16 protein-coding genes and 1 pseudogene are annotated in these 17,795 nt (G+C 61.6%); 8 read left to right on the top strand and 9 right to left on the bottom strand.

Annotated elements, in window-relative coordinates; all coding sequences use genetic code 11:
• Positions 1 to 198: 198 nt before the first annotated feature.
• The 3 genes from ACFPWW_RS17175 to ACFPWW_RS17165 all read left to right on the top strand — a co-directional run bounded on the left by ACFPWW_RS17175 (position 199) and on the right by ACFPWW_RS17165 (position 4,260).
• Positions 199 to 993: an SDR family NAD(P)-dependent oxidoreductase gene (locus ACFPWW_RS17175; RefSeq protein WP_377312635.1), complete on the top strand. Its 795-nt coding sequence runs from the start codon at positions 199 to 201 to the stop codon at positions 991 to 993.
• An 82-nt stretch (positions 994 to 1,075) separates the two neighbouring features.
• On the top strand, positions 1,076 to 3,232 hold the full coding sequence (gene glgX / locus ACFPWW_RS17170) for a glycogen debranching protein GlgX (protein ID WP_377312634.1): 2,157 nt from the start codon (positions 1,076 to 1,078) through the stop codon (positions 3,230 to 3,232).
• A gap of 17 nt (positions 3,233 to 3,249) precedes the next feature.
• The gene (locus tag ACFPWW_RS17165; protein ID WP_377312633.1) at positions 3,250 to 4,260 is read left to right on the top strand and encodes a DNA topoisomerase IB; all 1,011 of its coding nucleotides are present in this window, start codon (positions 3,250 to 3,252) and stop codon (positions 4,258 to 4,260) included.
• 44 nt (positions 4,261 to 4,304) lie between these two features.
• Here the strand turns inward: ACFPWW_RS17165 and ACFPWW_RS17160 are convergent, their stop codons facing one another.
• The 6 genes and pseudogenes from ACFPWW_RS17160 to ACFPWW_RS17135 form a co-directional block, all read right to left on the bottom strand.
• Complete coding sequence (locus tag ACFPWW_RS17160) at positions 4,305 to 5,039, bottom strand: glutathione S-transferase (protein ID WP_377312632.1); 735 nt, start codon at positions 5,037 to 5,039, stop codon at positions 4,305 to 4,307.
• A 151-nt stretch (positions 5,040 to 5,190) separates the two neighbouring features.
• Positions 5,191 to 5,348 (bottom strand): annotated as a pseudogene (locus tag ACFPWW_RS17155) (plasmid stabilization protein); the annotation flags it as partial.
• A 9-nt stretch (positions 5,349 to 5,357) separates the two neighbouring features.
• Positions 5,358 to 8,081 (bottom strand): response regulator, encoded by a 2,724-nt coding sequence (locus tag ACFPWW_RS17150; protein ID WP_377312631.1) that lies wholly within the window; start codon positions 8,079 to 8,081, stop codon positions 5,358 to 5,360.
• Positions 8,082 to 8,238: 157 nt separating this feature from the next.
• Positions 8,239 to 8,418, bottom strand: a complete 180-nt coding sequence (locus ACFPWW_RS17145; protein WP_377312629.1) for a hypothetical protein — start codon at positions 8,416 to 8,418, stop codon at positions 8,239 to 8,241.
• Positions 8,419 to 8,740: 322 nt separating this feature from the next.
• The gene (locus ACFPWW_RS17140) at positions 8,741 to 9,073 is read right to left on the bottom strand and encodes a DUF2934 domain-containing protein (RefSeq protein WP_112703412.1); all 333 of its coding nucleotides are present in this window, start codon (positions 9,071 to 9,073) and stop codon (positions 8,741 to 8,743) included.
• 13 nt (positions 9,074 to 9,086) lie between these two features.
• Positions 9,087 to 9,317 carry a hypothetical protein gene (locus ACFPWW_RS17135; RefSeq protein ID WP_377312628.1) on the bottom strand — a complete coding sequence of 77 codons (231 nt, stop codon included), beginning with the start codon at positions 9,315 to 9,317 and terminating at the stop codon, positions 9,087 to 9,089.
• A gap of 111 nt (positions 9,318 to 9,428) precedes the next feature.
• On the opposite strand from ACFPWW_RS17135, the gene treZ reads away from it, so the two are divergent.
• The 3 genes from treZ to ACFPWW_RS17120 all read left to right on the top strand — a co-directional run bounded on the left by treZ (position 9,429) and on the right by ACFPWW_RS17120 (position 13,731).
• Entirely contained in the window at positions 9,429 to 11,279 is a 1,851-nt protein-coding gene (gene treZ, locus ACFPWW_RS17130) for a malto-oligosyltrehalose trehalohydrolase (RefSeq protein ID WP_377312627.1), read from the top strand.
• Between the two features lie 55 nt (positions 11,280 to 11,334).
• Complete coding sequence (locus ACFPWW_RS17125; protein ID WP_377312716.1) at positions 11,335 to 12,798, top strand: phospholipase D-like domain-containing protein; 1,464 nt, start codon at positions 11,335 to 11,337, stop codon at positions 12,796 to 12,798.
• A 90-nt stretch (positions 12,799 to 12,888) separates the two neighbouring features.
• Complete coding sequence (locus ACFPWW_RS17120) at positions 12,889 to 13,731, top strand: endonuclease/exonuclease/phosphatase family protein (RefSeq protein ID WP_112755244.1); 843 nt, start codon at positions 12,889 to 12,891, stop codon at positions 13,729 to 13,731.
• On the opposite strand, the gene tehA is transcribed toward ACFPWW_RS17120, so the two are convergent.
• Both tehA and ACFPWW_RS17110 read right to left on the bottom strand, forming a co-directional pair.
• Positions 13,728 to 14,684 (bottom strand): dicarboxylate transporter/tellurite-resistance protein TehA, encoded by a 957-nt coding sequence (gene tehA / locus ACFPWW_RS17115; protein ID WP_377312626.1) that lies wholly within the window; start codon positions 14,682 to 14,684, stop codon positions 13,728 to 13,730. The two genes, ACFPWW_RS17120 and tehA, sit on opposite strands and share 4 nt — an antisense overlap.
• 61 nt (positions 14,685 to 14,745) lie before the next feature.
• A complete protein-coding gene (locus ACFPWW_RS17110) occupies positions 14,746 to 15,084 on the bottom strand; it encodes a carboxymuconolactone decarboxylase family protein (protein ID WP_112570434.1) in 339 nt (112 codons plus the stop codon).
• Between the two features lie 120 nt (positions 15,085 to 15,204).
• Here ACFPWW_RS17110 and ACFPWW_RS17105 point away from each other — a divergent pair, with 120 nt between their 5' ends.
• Positions 15,205 to 16,146: an AraC family transcriptional regulator gene (locus ACFPWW_RS17105; RefSeq protein ID WP_112754008.1), complete on the top strand. Its 942-nt coding sequence runs from the start codon at positions 15,205 to 15,207 to the stop codon at positions 16,144 to 16,146.
• Between the two features lie 194 nt (positions 16,147 to 16,340).
• Positions 16,341 to 17,234 carry a LysR substrate-binding domain-containing protein gene (locus ACFPWW_RS17100; protein WP_377312624.1) on the top strand — a complete coding sequence of 298 codons (894 nt, stop codon included), beginning with the start codon at positions 16,341 to 16,343 and terminating at the stop codon, positions 17,232 to 17,234.
• Here ACFPWW_RS17100 and ACFPWW_RS17095 read toward each other — a convergent pair.
• The gene (locus ACFPWW_RS17095; RefSeq protein WP_377312714.1) at positions 17,231 to 17,773 is read right to left on the bottom strand and encodes a transcriptional regulator; all 543 of its coding nucleotides are present in this window, start codon (positions 17,771 to 17,773) and stop codon (positions 17,231 to 17,233) included. The genes ACFPWW_RS17100 and ACFPWW_RS17095 overlap by 4 nt on opposite strands.
• Between the last annotated feature and the right edge of the window lie 22 nt (positions 17,774 to 17,795).

Genomic DNA, 17,795 nt, shown 5'->3' with positions numbered 1-17,795 from the left:
CGTCGTCCTGCGATCCTCCAGCGCCCTCAAACCGTGCTCATGCGTCGGGAAATCGTCGATACGGGAGCGGCAGGCCGCTGCCGAAGGTGTGCCCATCTCGCTCTTTCGTGCATTGCCCTTCTGCGATCTTGCCTGCTAAGACTGGCACATATCGTTTCATCACCTATGTCCTTGGTTTTTCGGGAGGCTATCGTCGCCATGGCAGATCTTGCTCAATCGCTTGCATCCATCAAAATTCCAGACCTCGCCGGCAAGGCCGTCTTGATTACCGGCGCCTCGACAGGCATCGGTGCGGCCGTCGCCCGCGCCTTCGCCGCCCAAGGCGCCAAGGTCGGCGTGCACTACAATGCCAGCCGCGAGCCGGCCGAAAAGCTTGCCGAAGAGATCAAGGCCGCTGGCGGTGCGGTCCATCTCGTGCAGGGAGACGTGTCGCGGGAAGGGGAGACGGAACGCGTCGTCGAAGAGACGGCCAAGACCTTCGGTCATCTCGACGGCCTGATCAACAATGCCGGCGGCATGCTCGGCCGCAAGCCGACGTCGGAATATACCGACGAGCATTATGAGAAGGTCATGAACCTCAATGCCCGTTCGGTGCTTGCGGCAACACGTGCCGCCCATCCCTGGTTGAAGAAGCAGGGCGGCTTCATCATCAACACGACCTCGATCGCCGCGCGCAACGGCGGCGGCAACGGCGCAATTCTCTATGCGGCCTCGAAGGGTTTCGTCTCGACGATCACGCACGGCCACGCCAAGGAATTCGTCGCCGACAAGATCCGCGTCAATGCGGTTGCGCCGGGTGTCATCGCGACGCCGTTCCATGAGCGCTATACGAATGACGAGCAGATGGAAATGCAGCGCAAGTCCATCCCGATGGGTTTCGTCGGCACGTCGGAAGACTGTGTCGGCGCCTATCTGTTCCTCGCCTCTCCGACGCTCTCCGGCTACATCACCGGCCAGATCATCGAGGTCAACGGCGGCCAGTTGATGCCGTGACCGGACTGCAAAGCTCGTAATCTGCGGAACTTTCGCACCGCGATGACGTTTCCCGCTTGGCCATTCATCAAGCGGGGGCGTCATGAGCTTTTCCTTTTCCGAACTCGACTTCCTGAAACCGGAGCTGGGGGCGGAATATACCGGCACAGGCACGCATTTTGCGGTTTTCTCCGCCCATGCCGAGCAGATCGAACTCTGCCTCTTTTCTTCCGACGGCAAGAAGGAAGTCGCCCGGCTGCCGCTGCCGAAGCGCGAAGGTGACATCTGGTCCGGCTATATCGCCGGCCTCGGTCCGGGCACGGTCTATGGCTATCGCGCCCACGGCCCTTACGATCCGAAGAACGGTCATCGCTTCAATGCCAACAAGCTGCTGCTCGATCCCTATGCCAAGCAGGTCCTCGGCGATCTCAGATGGGACGATGCGCTCTACGGTTACACGATCGGCGAGGACGACCTTTCCTTCGACGTGCGCGACAGCGCACCTTACATGGTCAAGGGGGTCGTGCAGGACCCGGATTTTGACTGGGCCGGTGAAGAGGCGATACGGCGGCCGTGGCCGGATACGATCATCTACGAGGCGCACGTCCGCGGGCTGACGATGCTGCATCCCAAAGTGCCCGATCGGCTGCGCGGCACCTTCCTCGGCATGTGCAGCGATCCGATCATCGACCATCTCGTCAAGCTTGGCATTTCCGCGATCGAACTGCTGCCCATCCAGTTCTTCCCCAATGACCGCTATCTCGAAGAGAAGAAGCTGACGAATTACTGGGGCTACCAGACGCTCGGCTTCTTCGCCCCGCAGTCGCGCTACCTGTCGGGTGACAGGATCACCGAGATCAAGACCATGGTGAAGAAGTTCCATGCCGCCGGCATCGAAGTCATCATGGACGTCGTGTATAACCACACGGCCGAAGGCAGCGAGAAAGGGCCGACAATGTCCTTTCGCGGGCTCGACAATGCGAGCTACTACATTCTCTCGCCCGACGATCCGCGCCATACGTTCGATACGACCGGCACCGGCAATACGCTGAACGTGGCGCATCCGATGGTCATGCGCATGGTGCTGGATAGCCTGCGCTACTGGGTGGGCGTCATGCATATCGACGGCTTCCGCTTCGATCTCGCCAGCACGCTCGGCCGCCAGGACCTGGAATTCGACCGTCAGGGCCTGTTCTTCGGCGCAATCCGCCAGGATCCGATCCTTGCCGGCGTCAAGCTGATCGCCGAGCCATGGGACGTCGGGGCCGGCGGCTATCAGGTCGGCGGTTTTCCGCATCCTTTCCGCGAGTGGAACGACAAGTTCCGTGACGACGTGCGCCGCTTCTGGAAGGGGGACGGCGGCATGGTGTCGGAAATCGCGCAGCGCATCACCGGCTCGGCGGTGCAGTTCAACCACTCCGATCGCGGCGCGACGTCATCGGTCAATCTGCTGTCGGCTCATGACGGCTTCACGCTGATGGACACGGTTTCCTTCAACGACAAACACAATGAGGCAAACGGCGAGGACAACAGGGACGGTCATTCCGACAATCATTCGGACAATATGGGCGCCGAAGGCGCGACCGATAGTGACGATATCAACAGGCTGCGGGCGCGCCGGCGCCGCAACATGATGGCGACCCTGATGCTTTCCCAGGGCGTTCCGATGATCCTTGCCGGCGACGAGGTCGGCAACAGCCAGGGCGGCAATAACAACGCCTACTGTCAGGACAATGAGATCGGCTGGACGAAATGGGATGGCCTCGATGATCCCTTCCTTGAATTCTGCCGCAAGGTCGTCGCCTTCCGCAGGGCGCATCCGGTGCTGAGACAGGAGCGATTTCTGACAGGCGACAGTACCGAGGACGGCCGCATCGAAATTGCCTGGTACAAGCCGGACGCCAATTTCATGGATGACGGCGCCTGGAATGATGACGGTCTGCAGGTGCTCGGCGTCTATCTCTCGAAGAGCGCCCATTCCCCCGATGCCGAGGAGATGGACGATCTCTATCTGGTCTTCAACGCCGGCGGCGATTGCGAAGTGCATTTGCCCGAGGTCAATGGCCTGAGCCAATGGGCGCGCGTGCTCGATACCGGCGCCGAGGAGGACGGTTTCATGGTCCATAAGCAGGAGAGCCCTGTAATGGTCTATGCCCAGAGCATTGCTGCCTTCGCGCCGGAAGGCCAGACGCGGCCGCCAAAAGATGCAGACAACGCCGAACGCCGCCGATGGTTTCATTTCGGCCGGCGCAGCAAGTGACGGGTCCGTAGCCAGCAATGAATGCCGAAATCATCAGCGAGCTCGGCCTGGTCTATGTCAGCGATACCGAACCGGGTATCCGCAGGCGCAGGAAGGGCAAAGGTTTCAGCTATCAGCTGCCGGATGGCGCAACGCTGACCGACGAACTCCAGCGGGCGCGCATTCACGCGCTGGGCCTGCCGCCGGCCTACGAGAACGTCTGGATCTGCATCTATGAGAACGGGCATCTGCAGGCGACGGGTTTCGATGCTCGTGGCCGTAAACAGTACCGCTACCACAAAGACTGGCAATCTTTCCGCAGCGCCGGCAAATTTCATCAGCTGATCGAATTCGGCCGGGCGCTGCCAAAGATCCGGCGAACGGTCCTGCGCCATCTCGATACCGGTGCTGAGGATATCGATGGCGTGCTCGCCGCGCTCACGACCCTGCTCGATGAAGCGCATCTGCGTGTCGGCAACCAGGCTTATGTCAGGGAGAACGGCACCTATGGCGCCACGACCCTGCTCAAACGCCATCTGAAGATCGTCGACGGCCGCATCGAACTGAAGTTCCGCGCCAAGGGCGGCAAGCGTGTGCAGCGCAGCCTCAAACATCCGCGCCTGCAGAAGATATTGGAGGAGATCGCCGACCTGCCGGGCAGGCAGCTCTTCGTCTGGAAAGACGAGACAGGTGCGCTGAAACCGATCGATTCCGGCCGGCTGAACGCCTATCTCGCCGATATCTCGGGCATTGCGATTTCGGCCAAGACCTTCCGGACCTGGGCCGGTTCGCTGGCTGCTTTCGGCGCTGCGCGCGCAGCCATATTCGAGGGGCGGCGACCGACCGTGAAGGAAATGTCAGAGGCTGCGGCAGAGGCGCTGCACAATACCCCGGCAATTTCCCGCTCGAGCTATATCCACCCGTCGATTGTCGCACTGGCGGGCTCTGACGAGACGCTGGAGGAGAACGATGCCGAGCCTTTGCGCGGGCTCCGGGCAGATGAAAACCGTATGCTGGATTTCCTGACGCATTACGCCGCCCCCGAGTGAGAAGAGGGCAGTCGGCGGCGGCGAAATCGAGACGAAAACGGCGTTCAGGACGCTTCCATGTCGAGTTCCGGATAGTGGCGGAAAATGCCTTCGGTGCTGAAAGGCAGGCGGCGCTCCGATTTCAGGTAGCGGGCTATGTTCGGACGTTGCGCGACGCTGTCATGCAAGGCGGCGAGCAGCGGGTACCTGCTGGAGTAGTTGCTCATCGCCTTCGGGAAGGCATAGAGGAGGCCCTCGACGACCTGGAAAAGCGAAAGATCCGCATATGTGACGGCATCACCGGCGATATGTTTGGGGCCATTGGGATTTTGTTGCAGTACACGTTCGAAGTAACCCAGAAATTTCGGGATACGGTCGTTGATGAAATAGGCCGAACGCGCCTTCGCCTCTTCCTTCTGGTCCTCGTAATAGAGTGAAGTGGCGATAGGGTGATGCGTGTCGTGCACCTCAGCGACAAAGTCGGTGATCGTGAGCTGCAATCCGTTCACGACATGGCGCAGCCCCTCGTCGTCAGGCGCAAGGCCGAGTTTGGGGCCAAGGTAGAAAAGAATGTTGGCGACATGCGAAACGATGAGATCGCCGTCCTTGAGGAAGGGCGGGGCGAAGGGAATATGCGCCTCGCTGTGGCTCTGCATGATGGCCATCATCGCGCCGATGCCACGTCCGGGGCCGGATTGGCGGGTGATGTCGATATAGGCGGCGCCCGCTTCTTCGAGCGCCAGCCGCACAAATTCGCCACGGCCCTGGATGCCGTCCCAATAATAAAGCTCGTAACTCATTTGCCCTCGTTGTTCTTTTCCATCGCTGCTCTCGCGCCCGAAATCCTTGTGCAACAAGTGTATGCCGCGGCCGTTTCGTCAACCGCGCTCCGGCGCGATTGACGAAGAATTCAGGCTAGCGCCTCCTCCTTATGGGCATGTGATGCTGCCCTCAGTGATGGGCGTGGTGTTCGTTGCGCTTGCGGGTGGCCGCAGCCTTCTTGGCAGAGGCGGAGCGTTTCCTTTCGAGCAGGATGCGGAGGCCCGGCTACCGATCCGCCCGCCCTTTCCGGAGGATGCGTGCATGTCCTTCTTGCCGCGTCCCGAGCCAATCGGGACCTAATCAACCGGGCGCTGGCGGGCGGCGGCCTTGACCGCGCGGTCGAGTGCCGCAGTGGTAAACGGCTTCGGCAGCAGCACGGAGCCGGAAAAGCGGTTTGCATCCGGCAGGTTGCTGTTGCCGGTTGCAAAGATGATGCCGACCGAAGGAAACGCTTCGCGCGCCAGCGCAACGAAGGCCGGACCGGACATGCCCGGCAGGCCGACATCGGCAACGATGATATCTATAGCCATATCGCTGCCGCGCAGGAGTTCGATACCCTGTTCGCCACTCTCGGCTTCGATCACGTCGTAACCGAGGTCCTGCAGGATTTCGGCCATATCCATGCGGATGAAGGCGTCGTCCTCGACCAGCAGAAGCTTCAGCCTGGCCTGTATAATGTCGCGCGGCTGCCCGCCGCCCGGACGTGGCGCCGGGTTGGTCTGGCGGCGTTGGATCTGGTTGGCGAGGACATGGCGCACCTTTCGCGCCAGGGCCTCCCGCGTGTAAGGCTTGGAGAGCAGTTCCAGGCCGGGATCGAGCCGGCCGCCGTGGACGATCGAGTTTTCCGTGTAGCCTGACGTGTAAAGCACGGCGATATTGGGCAGGCGCGCGCGGGCCATGCGCGCAAGTTCCGGGCTCTTCAGCGGGCCAGGCATGACGACGTCGGTAAAAAGCAGGTCGATCTGGGCACCGCTCTCGATCACCGTCAACGCGCTCTGTGCGTCCTTGGCCTTCAGCACATGGTAGCCGAGATCGGTCAGCATCTCGACGACGGTTGCGCGCACACCCTCATCGTCCTCGGCGACCAGGATCGTCTCGGTGCCGCCGGTTGCCGGCACATTGTCGCCGGCGGCGATGCGGTCCTCGCTCTGGAAGGAGCGGGGAAGATAAAGCTTCACCGTCGTGCCTTCGCCGGGCTCGCTGTAGATCTTGACATGTCCGCCGGACTGCTTGACGAAACCGTAGACCATGGAAAGGCCAAGGCCAGTGCCCTTGCCCTCCGGCTTGGTGGAGAAGAACGGTTCGAAAGCCTGTTCGATGATTTCCGGAGACATGCCGGAACCTGTATCGGTGACGGCGAGCACGACATATTGGCCGGCTGCGACTTCCGGATGCGTGCGGCTGTAGGAATCGTCCAGAAAGGCGTTGCCCACTTCGATCGTCAGTTTGCCTGAACCGTCCATTGCATCGCGAGAGTTGATCGCGAGATTGAGCAGCGCGTTCTCAATCTGGATCGGGTCGGCAAAACTGTTCCACAGGCCGCCGGAAACCATGGTTTCCACCTCGATTTCCTCCCCGAGCGCGCGGCGCAGCATGTCGTCCATGGCAGAGACGAGGCGGCCGATATTGACCACCTTCGGCTCGAGAGGCTGGCGGCGGCCGAAGGCGAGGAGCTGGCTGGCGAGCCGCGATCCGCGCTCGACGGCGGAGAGCGCGTTGGAGATACGCTCCTTGGCTCTGCCATTATGCGCCACATCCTTGCCGAGAAGCTGGAGATTGCCCGAAATGACCTGCAGCAGGTTGTTGAAATCGTGCGCGACGCCGCCGGTCAGCTTGCCGATTGATTCCATCTTCTGCGCCTGCTGTAGTGCCGCTTCCGCCTGCTGGCGTTCGAGGATCTCGGCGGCGACACGGATCTCGAGCGTTTCGTTCAGCTTGCGGAGCTGGTCCTCGGCCTCGCGGCGCTGGGCAATTTCAACCTCGGCGGCGCGAATGAGCCGGGCGTTGTCGATTGCCACGGCGGACTGGCCGGCCAGGCTGACGAGACTTGCCTCTGCCGCTTCGGAAAAGCGGGCGGGCTGGCTGTGACCGAAAAACAACCCGCCGATGACGCTGCCGTCGCGCGACTTGACGGGCACGGCGAGATAGCTGCGCACAGGAAGGTGGCCGTTCGGCATGCCGGAATAGGGCGCATTCTGTCCGTAGCGCGGATCAAGCAGGATATCGTCGGAGCGCACGACGCCCTCGCCACTGAAGGTCGGCGCAAAAACCTTGGTGTTGCGCGGCATTGGAAACTTGTCGAAATGTTTCCGGTCGACGCCCGACAGCGCGTAAAGCATATAGCTGCCGCCTTCGCCGTCATCGACATTGTAGAAGAAGGCGCCGAATTCGGCGCCAGTCAACGCGACGCCGGCATCGACGGCAATCTGCGTCAGGCGGTCGACGTTGAGTTCGGCGGTAATCGCCGAACCGGCTCTGTTGACGACGGCGAGCGTTGCGGATTTTTCCCGTGCCTCATCCAGCGCCATACGCTCCCGGCGTTTGGCAAGCACCTGATCCGTCACCTCCATCGTTGCGCAGAGAATGCCGGCGACCTTGCCGTCGTCGTCCCGCAGCGGGGTGTAGGAAAAGGTGAACCACGTGTCTTCCGTCTGTCCCTCGCGCCGCATGGGAACGCGCAGTTCCCTGTAGAGCTGCGACCGGCCGTCGAGCGTGGCCTTCACGATCGGCTCGAACTGCGGCCAGATATCCGACCAGACCTGTTGAAACGGTCTTCCAAGGGCGGCGGGATGCCGTTCCGGAAAAATCGCGACATAGGCGTCGTTGTAGATGAAGGCGAGTTCGGGACCCCAGGCCACGAATTTCGGCTGGCGTGAATTGACGACCATTTCCGTGATGTGCCGGAGTGAACTTGGCCATGTCTCGACCGGTCCGATGCCGGCTGCATGGAGGCCGTTCCGGCGCAGCAAGTTTCCGATTTCGCTATCGCCCTCCGGCCAGCGGCCCCCAACCCTTCCCATTAAATATCGCTTTCATTCCTCTGCGGCATCACTCGCGTCAGGTCTGCCGGTCCATGCTCACAAGATAGAGGCATGAGGCACAAGGGAAAGGGCGAGCCGCAAATATCGTTAACCGGGCGAAACACCCGATTACTCGTGTGGAGGCTTTTTATATTTGTTAATCCTGGTCCAGCTTCTGCGAGGCGACAAAAGTGCGGCTCAAAGCAAAGGAACGAAGCTGGATTGGTTTGCGCGGATCTCGGAAAAATACGCCGACTATATTATCGACGAGAAGGATGAGGCCCAGCGCGAAGCCGATGTAGAGCAAGGCGGCGATGAGAAGAAGCGACATCTCCATCCCTCACACCGGCGTCGGGAAAGCCCGGCCGGAGGGCGCGGGAACTGGGATGCTGATGACATGGGCAAACCGGCTGTTCATGACGACGTCCTCCGCTTGCCCATAAACAGCCGGAGCATGTTCTTGTTCCCCGTTTCGAGGGGTGGACGCAGCTCTTTTGCAAAGCTGTCCCGACGGACGTTTCATTCGGCTTGTGTTCACCCCCGCACAGAAGCTGCCGCTTCATGAACTTCATAGCGCGCAACTAATTCAAACTTGTGACACAAAGAGTTAAGGGGCGCCGTTCAAGCGCCCTTTTCCATTAAATTTTTAACATTTCTCGTCAGGAAGCAGACTTGCGAGCCGCCGCGCGTTTCGGCGCCGGTTTGACGATGCCGCTGGCTTTGGTGCCTGTGGCTGTCCGCTTTGCCTTTGCCTTGGCTTCACCGCCATTGGCGGACTCTGCCGGCTTCGGCGCATCGGCCTTGGCGGCTGCCGTCCGTTTCGCCCGCGGCTTCGCTTCTTTGCCGTTTGCAGACTTCGAGGCCCCCTTGAGCGCATCATGCTCGGCCCTTGCCTTTTCCCAATGGATGGAGTCTCGCCCAGTCGGATGCCCCTCTTCTTCCCAAAGGGCATATGCACGTTTTTTTATCCACTCTTCCCGAGTTTCTGCCATCGCTGATCTCCAGTCACAACATGCCGTCGTCCGAACGCGATACTTGTAGAAAAGTTCCAGACTCCGGAGCCGGTTTCAAGCGTATTTGCCAAGTACATCGGGAATATTTTTGCGTTGCGGCATTTATAGGCAATAACAAGTCCTGGTTGCCTTGATATTGCGCAATTCGAGGCAGAGTGGGGGCGCTGGCGCTTTCGCCTGCGAAGATGCGGCCGAATTTTGGCGCGACGCCGCTGGCCGCCATTCCTCCGTCTTCCTCCTCAAGCGCTCCTGCTGCGGCTTGCCGCTCATCCTTCGGAACAACCCGCGGCTTCAGGAATTTGATGCTGATTGGAAATCGCACGGGGCACGAGGGATGAACCAGATTTCGAAGACCGGCACGAAGGCGCAAGGCGCGGGACGCTGGGGCGCAGAACCGCTTGCTGGAGGAGGCGTGTGTTTTCGCCTCTGGGCGGAGGGCGAGAATGCCGTCGCGCTGCGGCATCGCGGCCGCGATATCCCGATGCAGGATGCCGGTGACGGCTGGTTCGAGGCCAGGGTGGCGCAGGCCTTCGCCGGCGACGACTATATGTTCGTCCTCTCCGACGGAAGGGCCGTGCCGGATCCGGCCGCGCGGGCACAGGCCGGCGACGTGCATGGCCCGTCATTGATCGTGGATCCCGGCTACCAATGGCGGAATTCGAACTGGCGCGGACGCCCGTGGGAGGAGGCCGTCATCAGTGAAATCCATATCGGCACCTTTACGCCCGAGGGGACATTCCGTTCTGCGGCGGAAAAGCTCGAACATCTTGCGCAAACCGGCATCACGGCTGTCGAAATAATGCCCGTCGCGCAATTTGCCGGCAATCGCGGCTGGGGCTACGATGGCGTGCTCCACTATGCCCCGCATTCGGCTTACGGCACCCCGGCCGATTTCAAGGCCTTCATCGATGCGGCGCATGGCTTCGGCATCATGGTGCTGCTCGACGTCGTCTACAATCATTTCGGACCCGAGGGCAATTATCTCCACAGCTACGCACCGGGTTTCTTCCGCAAGGATCGGGAGACGCCCTGGGGCGCGGCGATCGATTTCGGGCGGGAGCCGGTGCGGCGTTTCTTCATCGAGAATGCGCTCTACTGGATCGGTGAGTTCCGACTGGACGGGCTCAGGCTCGATGCCGTTGAGCAGATCCATGATACGTCCGAAAAGCACGTGCTCCTGGCGATCGCCGAAGACGTGAAAGCCGCCTTCGCCGACAGGCAGGTCCATCTCGTCGTCGAAGACCAGCGTAATCTCGTGGAACTGCTGGCTCGTGACGAGAACGGCGCTCCCCGAGCCTACGAGGCCGAGTGGAACGATGATTTCCACCATGCGGTCCATATTATCGCAACCGGAGAAACCGGCGGCCATTACAAACCTTTTGCCGGTCAGCTCTGGCATAAGCTTCGCCTGGCGCTCCAGCATGGCTTCATCTATCCGGATCGCGCCGATCCGCCGCAACTGCCTGCCGGCGCGCGTCGCTACCTGCCGCCGACCGCCTTTATCGATTTCCTGCAGAACCATGACCAGATCGGCAACCGTGCCTTCGGCGAGCGGCTGGTCAGCCTTTGCGATCCCGATATGCTGGATGCGCTGACGGCGATACTCCTGCTTTGCCCGCATATCCCCTTTCTCTTCATGGGAGAGGAATATCGGGAGAGGCGCCCTTTCTTTTTCTTCACCGATTATACGGGAGAGCTCGCCAGAATGGTCCGCGAGGGCCGCGTGGCGGAAGCCGAGGGTTTTGGTGGGTTGAAGGCCGGCCGGACTGCGGCCGATCTGCCCGATCCCAATGCCCTTTCGACCTTCGAAGGTTCGAAACTCGACTGGCAATGGCGCGAGAGCGAAGAGGGCCGGAAAGGCCTGGCTTTCGTCGAAAGGCTCCTGGATGTGCGCAAGACCTATATCGTGCCGCTCTTGCGACAAAGCTGGGCGATCGAAAGCGGCGCGCTGGAAGTGCCCGAAGGCGCGGTCGCCATCTGGTGGAAGTTTGCCAACCTGACGCTGGCGCTGCGCGCCAATCTGTCCGGGCAGGCGCTGGTCTTGCCGTCGCTCGCAGGCACCGTGATCTACGAGCGCTACGGCAAGGAAGAACGGCCGGCCGAAAATGGCGCGCTGTCGCCGCATTCGGTCGTCTTCGCCATCGATATCGAGCCGGCAAACCGGACATCTGAAAGATTCGCGTAGAAAGCGAAGCGCGGGCTGATTGAACGCAGACGATTCACGGCTATATCCTGTGGCGATGTTTCAGCTGCTGTCGATCTACTGGCCGCATATCCTTTTCGTCATCTCGATTGCCATGGGGGCAGCCGCGGCGATCCACGCCACCATGACCAAGGAAGAGGTCCGGGCGGCGACCGGCTGGGTGGGCGTCATCATCCTGTCGCCGATCGTCGGTGCGCTGCTCTACATGATTGCCGGCATCAACCGCATCCGCCGCAAATCGCTGAGCCTTCGCCGCGATGCCCTGCTGCCCGCCGCCGATCTGGACGAGCTCGAGAAATTCGACGCGGAGACCGATTGCGTCATCAGCCAGTTCGGCCGGCGTTTTGCGGCCCTGCAGACGCTTGGCGATCGCGTCACGCGCTACCCGCTGACGACCGGCAACACCATCGACATGCTGGAAAACGGCGACGAGGCCTATGCGGCGATGAAGACGGCGGTCGAAACCGCCGAACGCAGCATCCTGCTCGAAACCTATATTTTCGACCGCGACAGGGTCGGGCTTCGCATCGCCGATGCACTGATTGCGGCCGTCAGGCGCGGCGTGGAGGTGCGCGTGCTGATCGATGCGGTCGGCGCGCGCTATTCGGTGCCGAGCATTCTCGGATACCTGCAGGAGGGCGGGGTAACGGTCGACGTCTTCAACGGCAACGTCATCATGGGCCTGAGGCTGCCCTATGCAAATCTGCGCACGCACCGGAAGATCCTGATCGCGGATGGAAAGACCGCGCTGACGGGCGGTATGAATATTCGCGAAGGCTTCAGCGAGGAAATGGTCGGAGCGAATTTTGCCCATGACACGCATTTCAGTATCAGTGGCCCGGCCGTTGCCGATCTCTTCGACGTCGCGGCCGAGGACTGGCGTTTCACGACGGGCGAGATTCTGAACGGCGAGGCCTGGCGCATCGACCGGCCGGAGCGCAAACGCGGCGATCCGGTCTTCATGCGTATCGTTGCTTCCGGGCCGGACCGGAGCGTGGAAACCAACCACAAGATGCTGATGGGTGCCTTTTCCGTGGCGCGCCAGTCGATCCGGATCATGTCGCCTTACTTTCTGCCGGATCGGGAACTGATCAGCGCGCTGACGACGGCAGCCCGGCGTGGCGTGGAGGTTGATATCGTCGTGCCTGCGGCCAACAATCTCGTTCTGGTCGACCGGGCGATGACGGCGCAGTTCGACCAGATCGTCAAGAACTACTGCCGTATCTGGCGTTCGACCGGCAGCTTCAGCCATTCCAAGCTTCTCTCTATCGACGGAACCTGGGCCTATGTCGGCTCCTCGAATCTCGATCCGCGCTCGCTGCGGCTGAATTTCGAGGTCGATCTCGAAGTGCTGAATGCCGGTTTTGCTGCCGAAATAGACGAGCGCATCGACGATGCCATCAAGTCGGCCACGCCGGTCACGCTCGAGGGCCTGTGGTCGCGGCCCTTTCTGGTGCGGCTGCTCGAAAGGGTGTTGTGGCTGGGTTCGCCATATCTTTGAGTTTTGACAATTGCGGCATGGCAAGTTTTGCTGCGCTGCCTATAATCCTGGAAAAGAGCTTTTCGAGCTACGGAGCCGGCGTTCCTTCCGATGCAAGCCAAGAAGAAAGACAGTCTCCCCGCCAGTATCATCGCTTCCATCAAGAACAGGAAGAAACGCGCCGAGGCCTGGCGTGCGGGGCCGAAGCCGCGCAGTGACGGCACGCTGATCGCCTCCTACAATGTCCATAAATGTGTCGGCACCGACCGGCGCTTTGATCCCGAACGCACCAGCCGTGTCATCCATGAGATCGATGCCGATGTCATCGCGCTGCAGGAGGCCGATACGCGCTTCGGCGAGCGCACCGGTATTCTCGATCTCGCCCGGCTGGAGCGCGAAACCGGGCTCGTTCCGGTTCCGATCTCGGGGGCGGTGAAGGCGCATGGCTGGCACGGCAATGTGGTGCTTGTGCGCAAGGGACTGGTGCATGATGTGCATCAGGTGAAGCTGCCGGGGCTGGAGCCGCGCGGTGCGCTGGTTGCGGAAATAGAGCTGGAAGCCGGCGGGAAGCTGCGCATTATCGCGGCCCATTTCGGCCTGCTGCGCCATTCGCGCGCGCAGCAGGCAAAGACGCTGGTCGATCTCATCAGCGACCGTCACGAAATGCCGACCATCCTGCTTGGTGATCTCAACGAATGGCGGCTCGGCGACCGCTCGTCCCTCAATACGTTCCAGATGGCCTTCGGTCCGCTGCCGCCCGCCGTTCCAAGCTTTCCTGCGGGCCTGCCGGTCCTGGCGCTCGATCGCATCATTGCCAATCGCGAAGGCATCATCTCCGCCGTGGAAGTGCACGACACCCCGCTCGCGCGCATGGCATCCGACCACCTGCCGATCAAGGCGGTGGTCGACCTGCAGCAGGAACTGGCGAAAGCGGCCGTCGGCCCGGGCGTCTAGGCCCGGACGGGTGCAGGAAGAAGCTTGCCTCTGATCAGCAGCCACAGCGTACCGATTGCAACCAGCGCAAGCGCGATGTTGACGAGCACGAAGATCACGGGAGCCAGATGGCCGATCGCTCCGGTATCGCCGCGCGCCGTCATCCGCAAGGCGGCAGTCGAAAGTGCCGTCAGTCCGAAGGTGAAGGCCCAGTAGGACCCCGCGAAAGGCTGCTGCATGATCCATGGCAACTGACGGGCGATGACCAGCACCTGCAGGATGGCATAGCCGAACATCGCATGCGCGAGCATATCGGGTGCTCCGGTCGTGACACTGAGATAAGCGACGCTGCCGACAGCAGGCGGAGCGATCTGGATGCCGAGCGTCGGGCGCAGCGGCGCCGCAAGCTCAGGGGCCATCAGCAACCGGTGCAGAAGCACGGATTCGACCGCGAGCCAGGAGAAGAAACCGGCCCCGAAGGCGAGCTGCCCCCAATCGGCATAGCCAAGCGTGCCGGCTGCGATAGCCGTCACGAAAGAACCGGCAACAGTCGGCAAGTAAAGAACCGGCGTGTTGCTGGCCGGATCACGTCCGCCACGCCACAGAAGCCCGGTCCGCCACAGCAGGAAGAACAGTGCGATGGCGAAGCCCGCCAGGGCAAGCGCTTCGGCTCCGATACGCGAATAGGGAAGGATGGAAAGCCCCGCCAGCATGGTCGCAACGCCGATCAGGCCGACGAAGCAGCATTGGATCGGATGTTCCAGCTCCGCCGTCGCCTCCTTCGGCGCGACAAGCCACTTTGCGGCATAGAGAACGATGAGGACGAGCCATATGGCAAAGCCGACGAGGTTGATCGCCTCGCCCACATCCGGTGCGATGGGCCAGACGGCAGCGGCGGCGCGCCAGCTGTTGCCGAGCCCGGCAACACCGAGAACAATGCCAAAGAATGCAGCGGGTATGCGGGGCAGCGACATTTTCGTTTCTCCGTGTTGGTCCGGCAGGATCAGGGTCCTGCCGGCGAGAGGGGCGGTCCGTTCACTTTGCGATGGCGTCCGCAGCGTCCATGACGCGGGCAGAATAGACAAGGGCTGCGCCGGCATTCACCGAGATCGCCACGCCGAGGGCTTCGGCAATTTCCTCCTTGGTGGCGCCTGCCTTCTGGGCCTCGGTCGTATGCACCACGATACAACCGTCGCAACGGACGGTCACGGCTACGGCAAGGGCGATCAGTTCGCGCTGCTTGGCGTCGAGATGATTGGTCTTCTGCCCGGCAGTGGAGAGGGTCTGGTAGCCCTTGATCGTCTCAGGCACGACCTTAGAGAGTTCGCCGATCCGGCCGAAGAGTTCGCCCCGATATTCCTTCCAGTCCAACATGACAGTCACTCCTTCTGAAATCAGCGACGGCATCATTGCCTCGGCTGTTGGAAGCGACTATGACCTTGGGTGCCGATACTTTGAATGCTTGGGAAGCTCAATTTCTAGCGCGATCGTCTCATGGATGTTTTAAGCCGCCTTATCGAACTTGCCCGCCTGAAGCCAACGCTCGACATCCGCTGTCGCCTGCAGGGCACATTCGCGATCGATCATGAGCCGGCGGCGACCGGCACGCTGCCGTTCCACCTCATCCTTGGCGGAGATTGTCTTATTCGTCTCCGCTCCGGTCGCGAGATCACCCTGCGTTCCGGCGATTTCCTGCTGCTGCCGCGAGGGGATGCGCATGTGATCGTCGGTTTGCGGCCACGGGGCGAGACAGGGCCTTTGCGTGTTACGACGGGCGGCATGTTGCCTTTGCGCGAAAACGGCGACGGCGACGCCGACCTTGACCTTCTTTGCGGTCATTTCGATTGCGCCCCGGGATCGGCAGCCCTGCTGCTCGACAGCCTGCCTGACGTCTTTCACGTATCGCTCGCCGCGGAATCGGAGGAATTGCTGAAGACCCTGGTCGCCATGCTTTACAGGGAAACGGCTGAGGAGAAGCCGGGAGCATTGGCGATCATCACCGCAACCTGCCTTTCGCTCTTCATCATGGCGGTGCGGGCAGGCAGGGCGTCGCCCGTCGCGTCGTCTGGGCTGCTGCAATTGCTCGGCGATGCAAGGCTCGGCAAATCCGCCGCGGCAATGATGTCCTCGCCCGCCTTTCCCTGGACGATTGATGAACTTGCTCGCCATTCGGCCATGTCGCGGGCCACCTACGCCCGACAATTTCGTGAGCGCGCAGGAATGACGGTGGGTGCATTCCTGACCGATATCAGGATGATGCTGGCAAGCGACCTGCTGGTCCGGACGCGGCGGACGATTGCGGATATCGCTGCGGAGGTCGGCTATGAATCGGAAGCCGCATTCGGCAAGGCTTTCAAAGGTCGCCGCGGCATAACGCCGGCCCGATACCGTTCTGCGGAACTGGCCGCCCGCATGGAGGATCCAGGCGAGCGCTAGGTTCGCGTTCAGCAGTCCGGCCGCCGACGGTTGTTCTTGCCGTGCGATGTGAAGGTGACGAGCTGAAGGGCATCGATCAGGACGGAGATGATCTGCTTCCACATGGCTATTCTCCTTTCCCAACTGTTCTCCTCCCCTTGCGCCCGGTCTTCAAACGAGCTTATCGTTCGCTTCGAATGACTTGAGGTTATAGGATGAAGCGTGGTCGGCTGCCTCTGACGGCATTGCGCAGCTTCGAGGTCGCGGGGCGGCTCGAAAGCTTCACGCATGCGGCCGAGGAGCTGTTCATCTCGCAGGCGGCCGTCAGCCGTCAGATCCGTGAGCTGGAACACCTGTTGGGTGAGCCGCTCTTCGAGCGCCGGCATCGGAGCGTCGCCCTGACGGCCAGTGGCCGGACGCTGCTATCCGTGCTGACATCGTCCTTCGACCGGATCGACGAGTGTCTGGAGGATATTCGAGGCACTTCACGCTCCACCGATCTGAAGATCAGTGTGGAGCCTTCCTTTGCCGCATGCTGGCTGGTGCCGCGCCTGCCGGAATTCCGCAGGCTTCACCCGGATATAGAAGTCTTGCTCGATGCGGATTCGCGGCTTGTCGAGTTCCGCACCGGCCAGGCACAACTGGCGATCAGGCACAGCGCCACCGTCACGGCATGGCCGCGGACAGAAAGCCGGCACTTGCTCGATGTGCGCATGCTGCCGGTGATTGCCTCTGATCTTCTGGAGCGCGGCCCGCCGATCTCTTCTCCGCGCGACATTTTTGCTTACGGGCTTTTGCATGAGGAAAACCGCGACGCCTGGAGCCGGTGGTTTGAGGCGGCCGGTATCGCCATGCCCGAGACGGCGAGGGGGCCGGTCTATGCCGATGATGGGCTGGTCCTGCAGGCGGCGCTGCGTGGCCAGGGCGTTGCACTAATGGATGCGGCCTTTGCAGAGGAGGAAATCCGTGCCGGCCGCTTGCGCCAGCTCTTCGACCTTACAGTTCCGAACGGCGCCTATTGGCTGGTTGCCCGCAACTTCGACCGGCTTGCGCCCCCGGCTGCGGATTTTGCGCGCTGGGTGCTTCAATCCAATCAGGAAAGGCTCTAGCTGCCTGTCGCCATCCGCTTTCTGGCCGCCTCGCGCACAAGCTTCCATCGGGTAAGCTCAAGCATGGCGTCCGCCAATGCCCGATGCACCGGGACGGCCTCCTTGCTCTCCTCGACGATGTCATCGACGAGCGCCGATAGTTCTGTCTCCGTGACGGCCGCTCCGGCTACGTCGCGCGCTGTGGCCATAAAGGCATCGCGCGATTTGCCGAGCCGCAGCGCATGCCGAGGAAGGCCGGCGGCGCGCAGGAGAACGCTCAGCCATTTTCCATCCCACGAAGGGGCGCTCGCATAAAGATCGTGGCCGGTCAGGACCTCGACCATTTCACGAGCGACCTGCTCCACCGGCACGCCCTCCGAGGCAAGCAACTCTCGCGAAATCCCGTGAATTGCTTCTGCATCTGCCGCCCAGTCGTCCCAATCGGCGGCGGGCCGGATCAGGGCGGAGTGAGAACGGCCGTCTTCGAACACCCAGGCAATTTCGATCGGAACGCTCTTCTTGCTGAGGGACGAGGCCTCGAAATCCAGGAAAACGATCAAGGCGACACGACAGACGGGGCTG

The organism is Rhizobium sp. GCM10022189, from assembly GCF_042656325.1.
GTDB lineage: Bacteria > Pseudomonadota > Alphaproteobacteria > Rhizobiales > Rhizobiaceae > Rhizobium.
Note: the sequence above shows the minus strand (reverse complement) of the source record. Positions and strands in the feature narration are given on the sequence as shown.

Coding starts and splice junctions, on each gene's coding strand:
- ACFPWW_RS17120 (WP_112755244.1), top strand. CDS start 12,889: ATGCAAGCCAAGAAGAAAGACAGTCTCCCCGCCAGTATCATCGCTTCC.
- ACFPWW_RS17140 (WP_112703412.1), bottom strand. CDS start 9,073: ATGGCAGAAACTCGGGAAGAGTGGATAAAAAAACGTGCATATGCCCTT.
- ACFPWW_RS17110 (WP_112570434.1), bottom strand. CDS start 15,084: ATGTTGGACTGGAAGGAATATCGGGGCGAACTCTTCGGCCGGATCGGC.
- ACFPWW_RS17160 (WP_377312632.1), bottom strand. CDS start 5,039: ATGAGTTACGAGCTTTATTATTGGGACGGCATCCAGGGCCGTGGCGAA.
- treZ (WP_377312627.1), top strand. CDS start 9,429: ATGAACCAGATTTCGAAGACCGGCACGAAGGCGCAAGGCGCGGGACGC.
- tehA (WP_377312626.1), bottom strand. CDS start 14,684: ATGTCGCTGCCCCGCATACCCGCTGCATTCTTTGGCATTGTTCTCGGT.
- glgX (WP_377312634.1), top strand. CDS start 1,076: ATGAGCTTTTCCTTTTCCGAACTCGACTTCCTGAAACCGGAGCTGGGG.
- ACFPWW_RS17150 (WP_377312631.1), bottom strand. CDS start 8,081: ATGGGAAGGGTTGGGGGCCGCTGGCCGGAGGGCGATAGCGAAATCGGA.
- ACFPWW_RS17175 (WP_377312635.1), top strand. CDS start 199: ATGGCAGATCTTGCTCAATCGCTTGCATCCATCAAAATTCCAGACCTC.
- ACFPWW_RS17165 (WP_377312633.1), top strand. CDS start 3,250: ATGAATGCCGAAATCATCAGCGAGCTCGGCCTGGTCTATGTCAGCGAT.
- ACFPWW_RS17105 (WP_112754008.1), top strand. CDS start 15,205: ATGGATGTTTTAAGCCGCCTTATCGAACTTGCCCGCCTGAAGCCAACG.
- ACFPWW_RS17100 (WP_377312624.1), top strand. CDS start 16,341: ATGAAGCGTGGTCGGCTGCCTCTGACGGCATTGCGCAGCTTCGAGGTC.
- ACFPWW_RS17125 (WP_377312716.1), top strand. CDS start 11,335: ATGTTTCAGCTGCTGTCGATCTACTGGCCGCATATCCTTTTCGTCATC.
- ACFPWW_RS17145 (WP_377312629.1), bottom strand. CDS start 8,418: ATGGAGATGTCGCTTCTTCTCATCGCCGCCTTGCTCTACATCGGCTTC.
- ACFPWW_RS17135 (WP_377312628.1), bottom strand. CDS start 9,317: ATGGCGGCCAGCGGCGTCGCGCCAAAATTCGGCCGCATCTTCGCAGGC.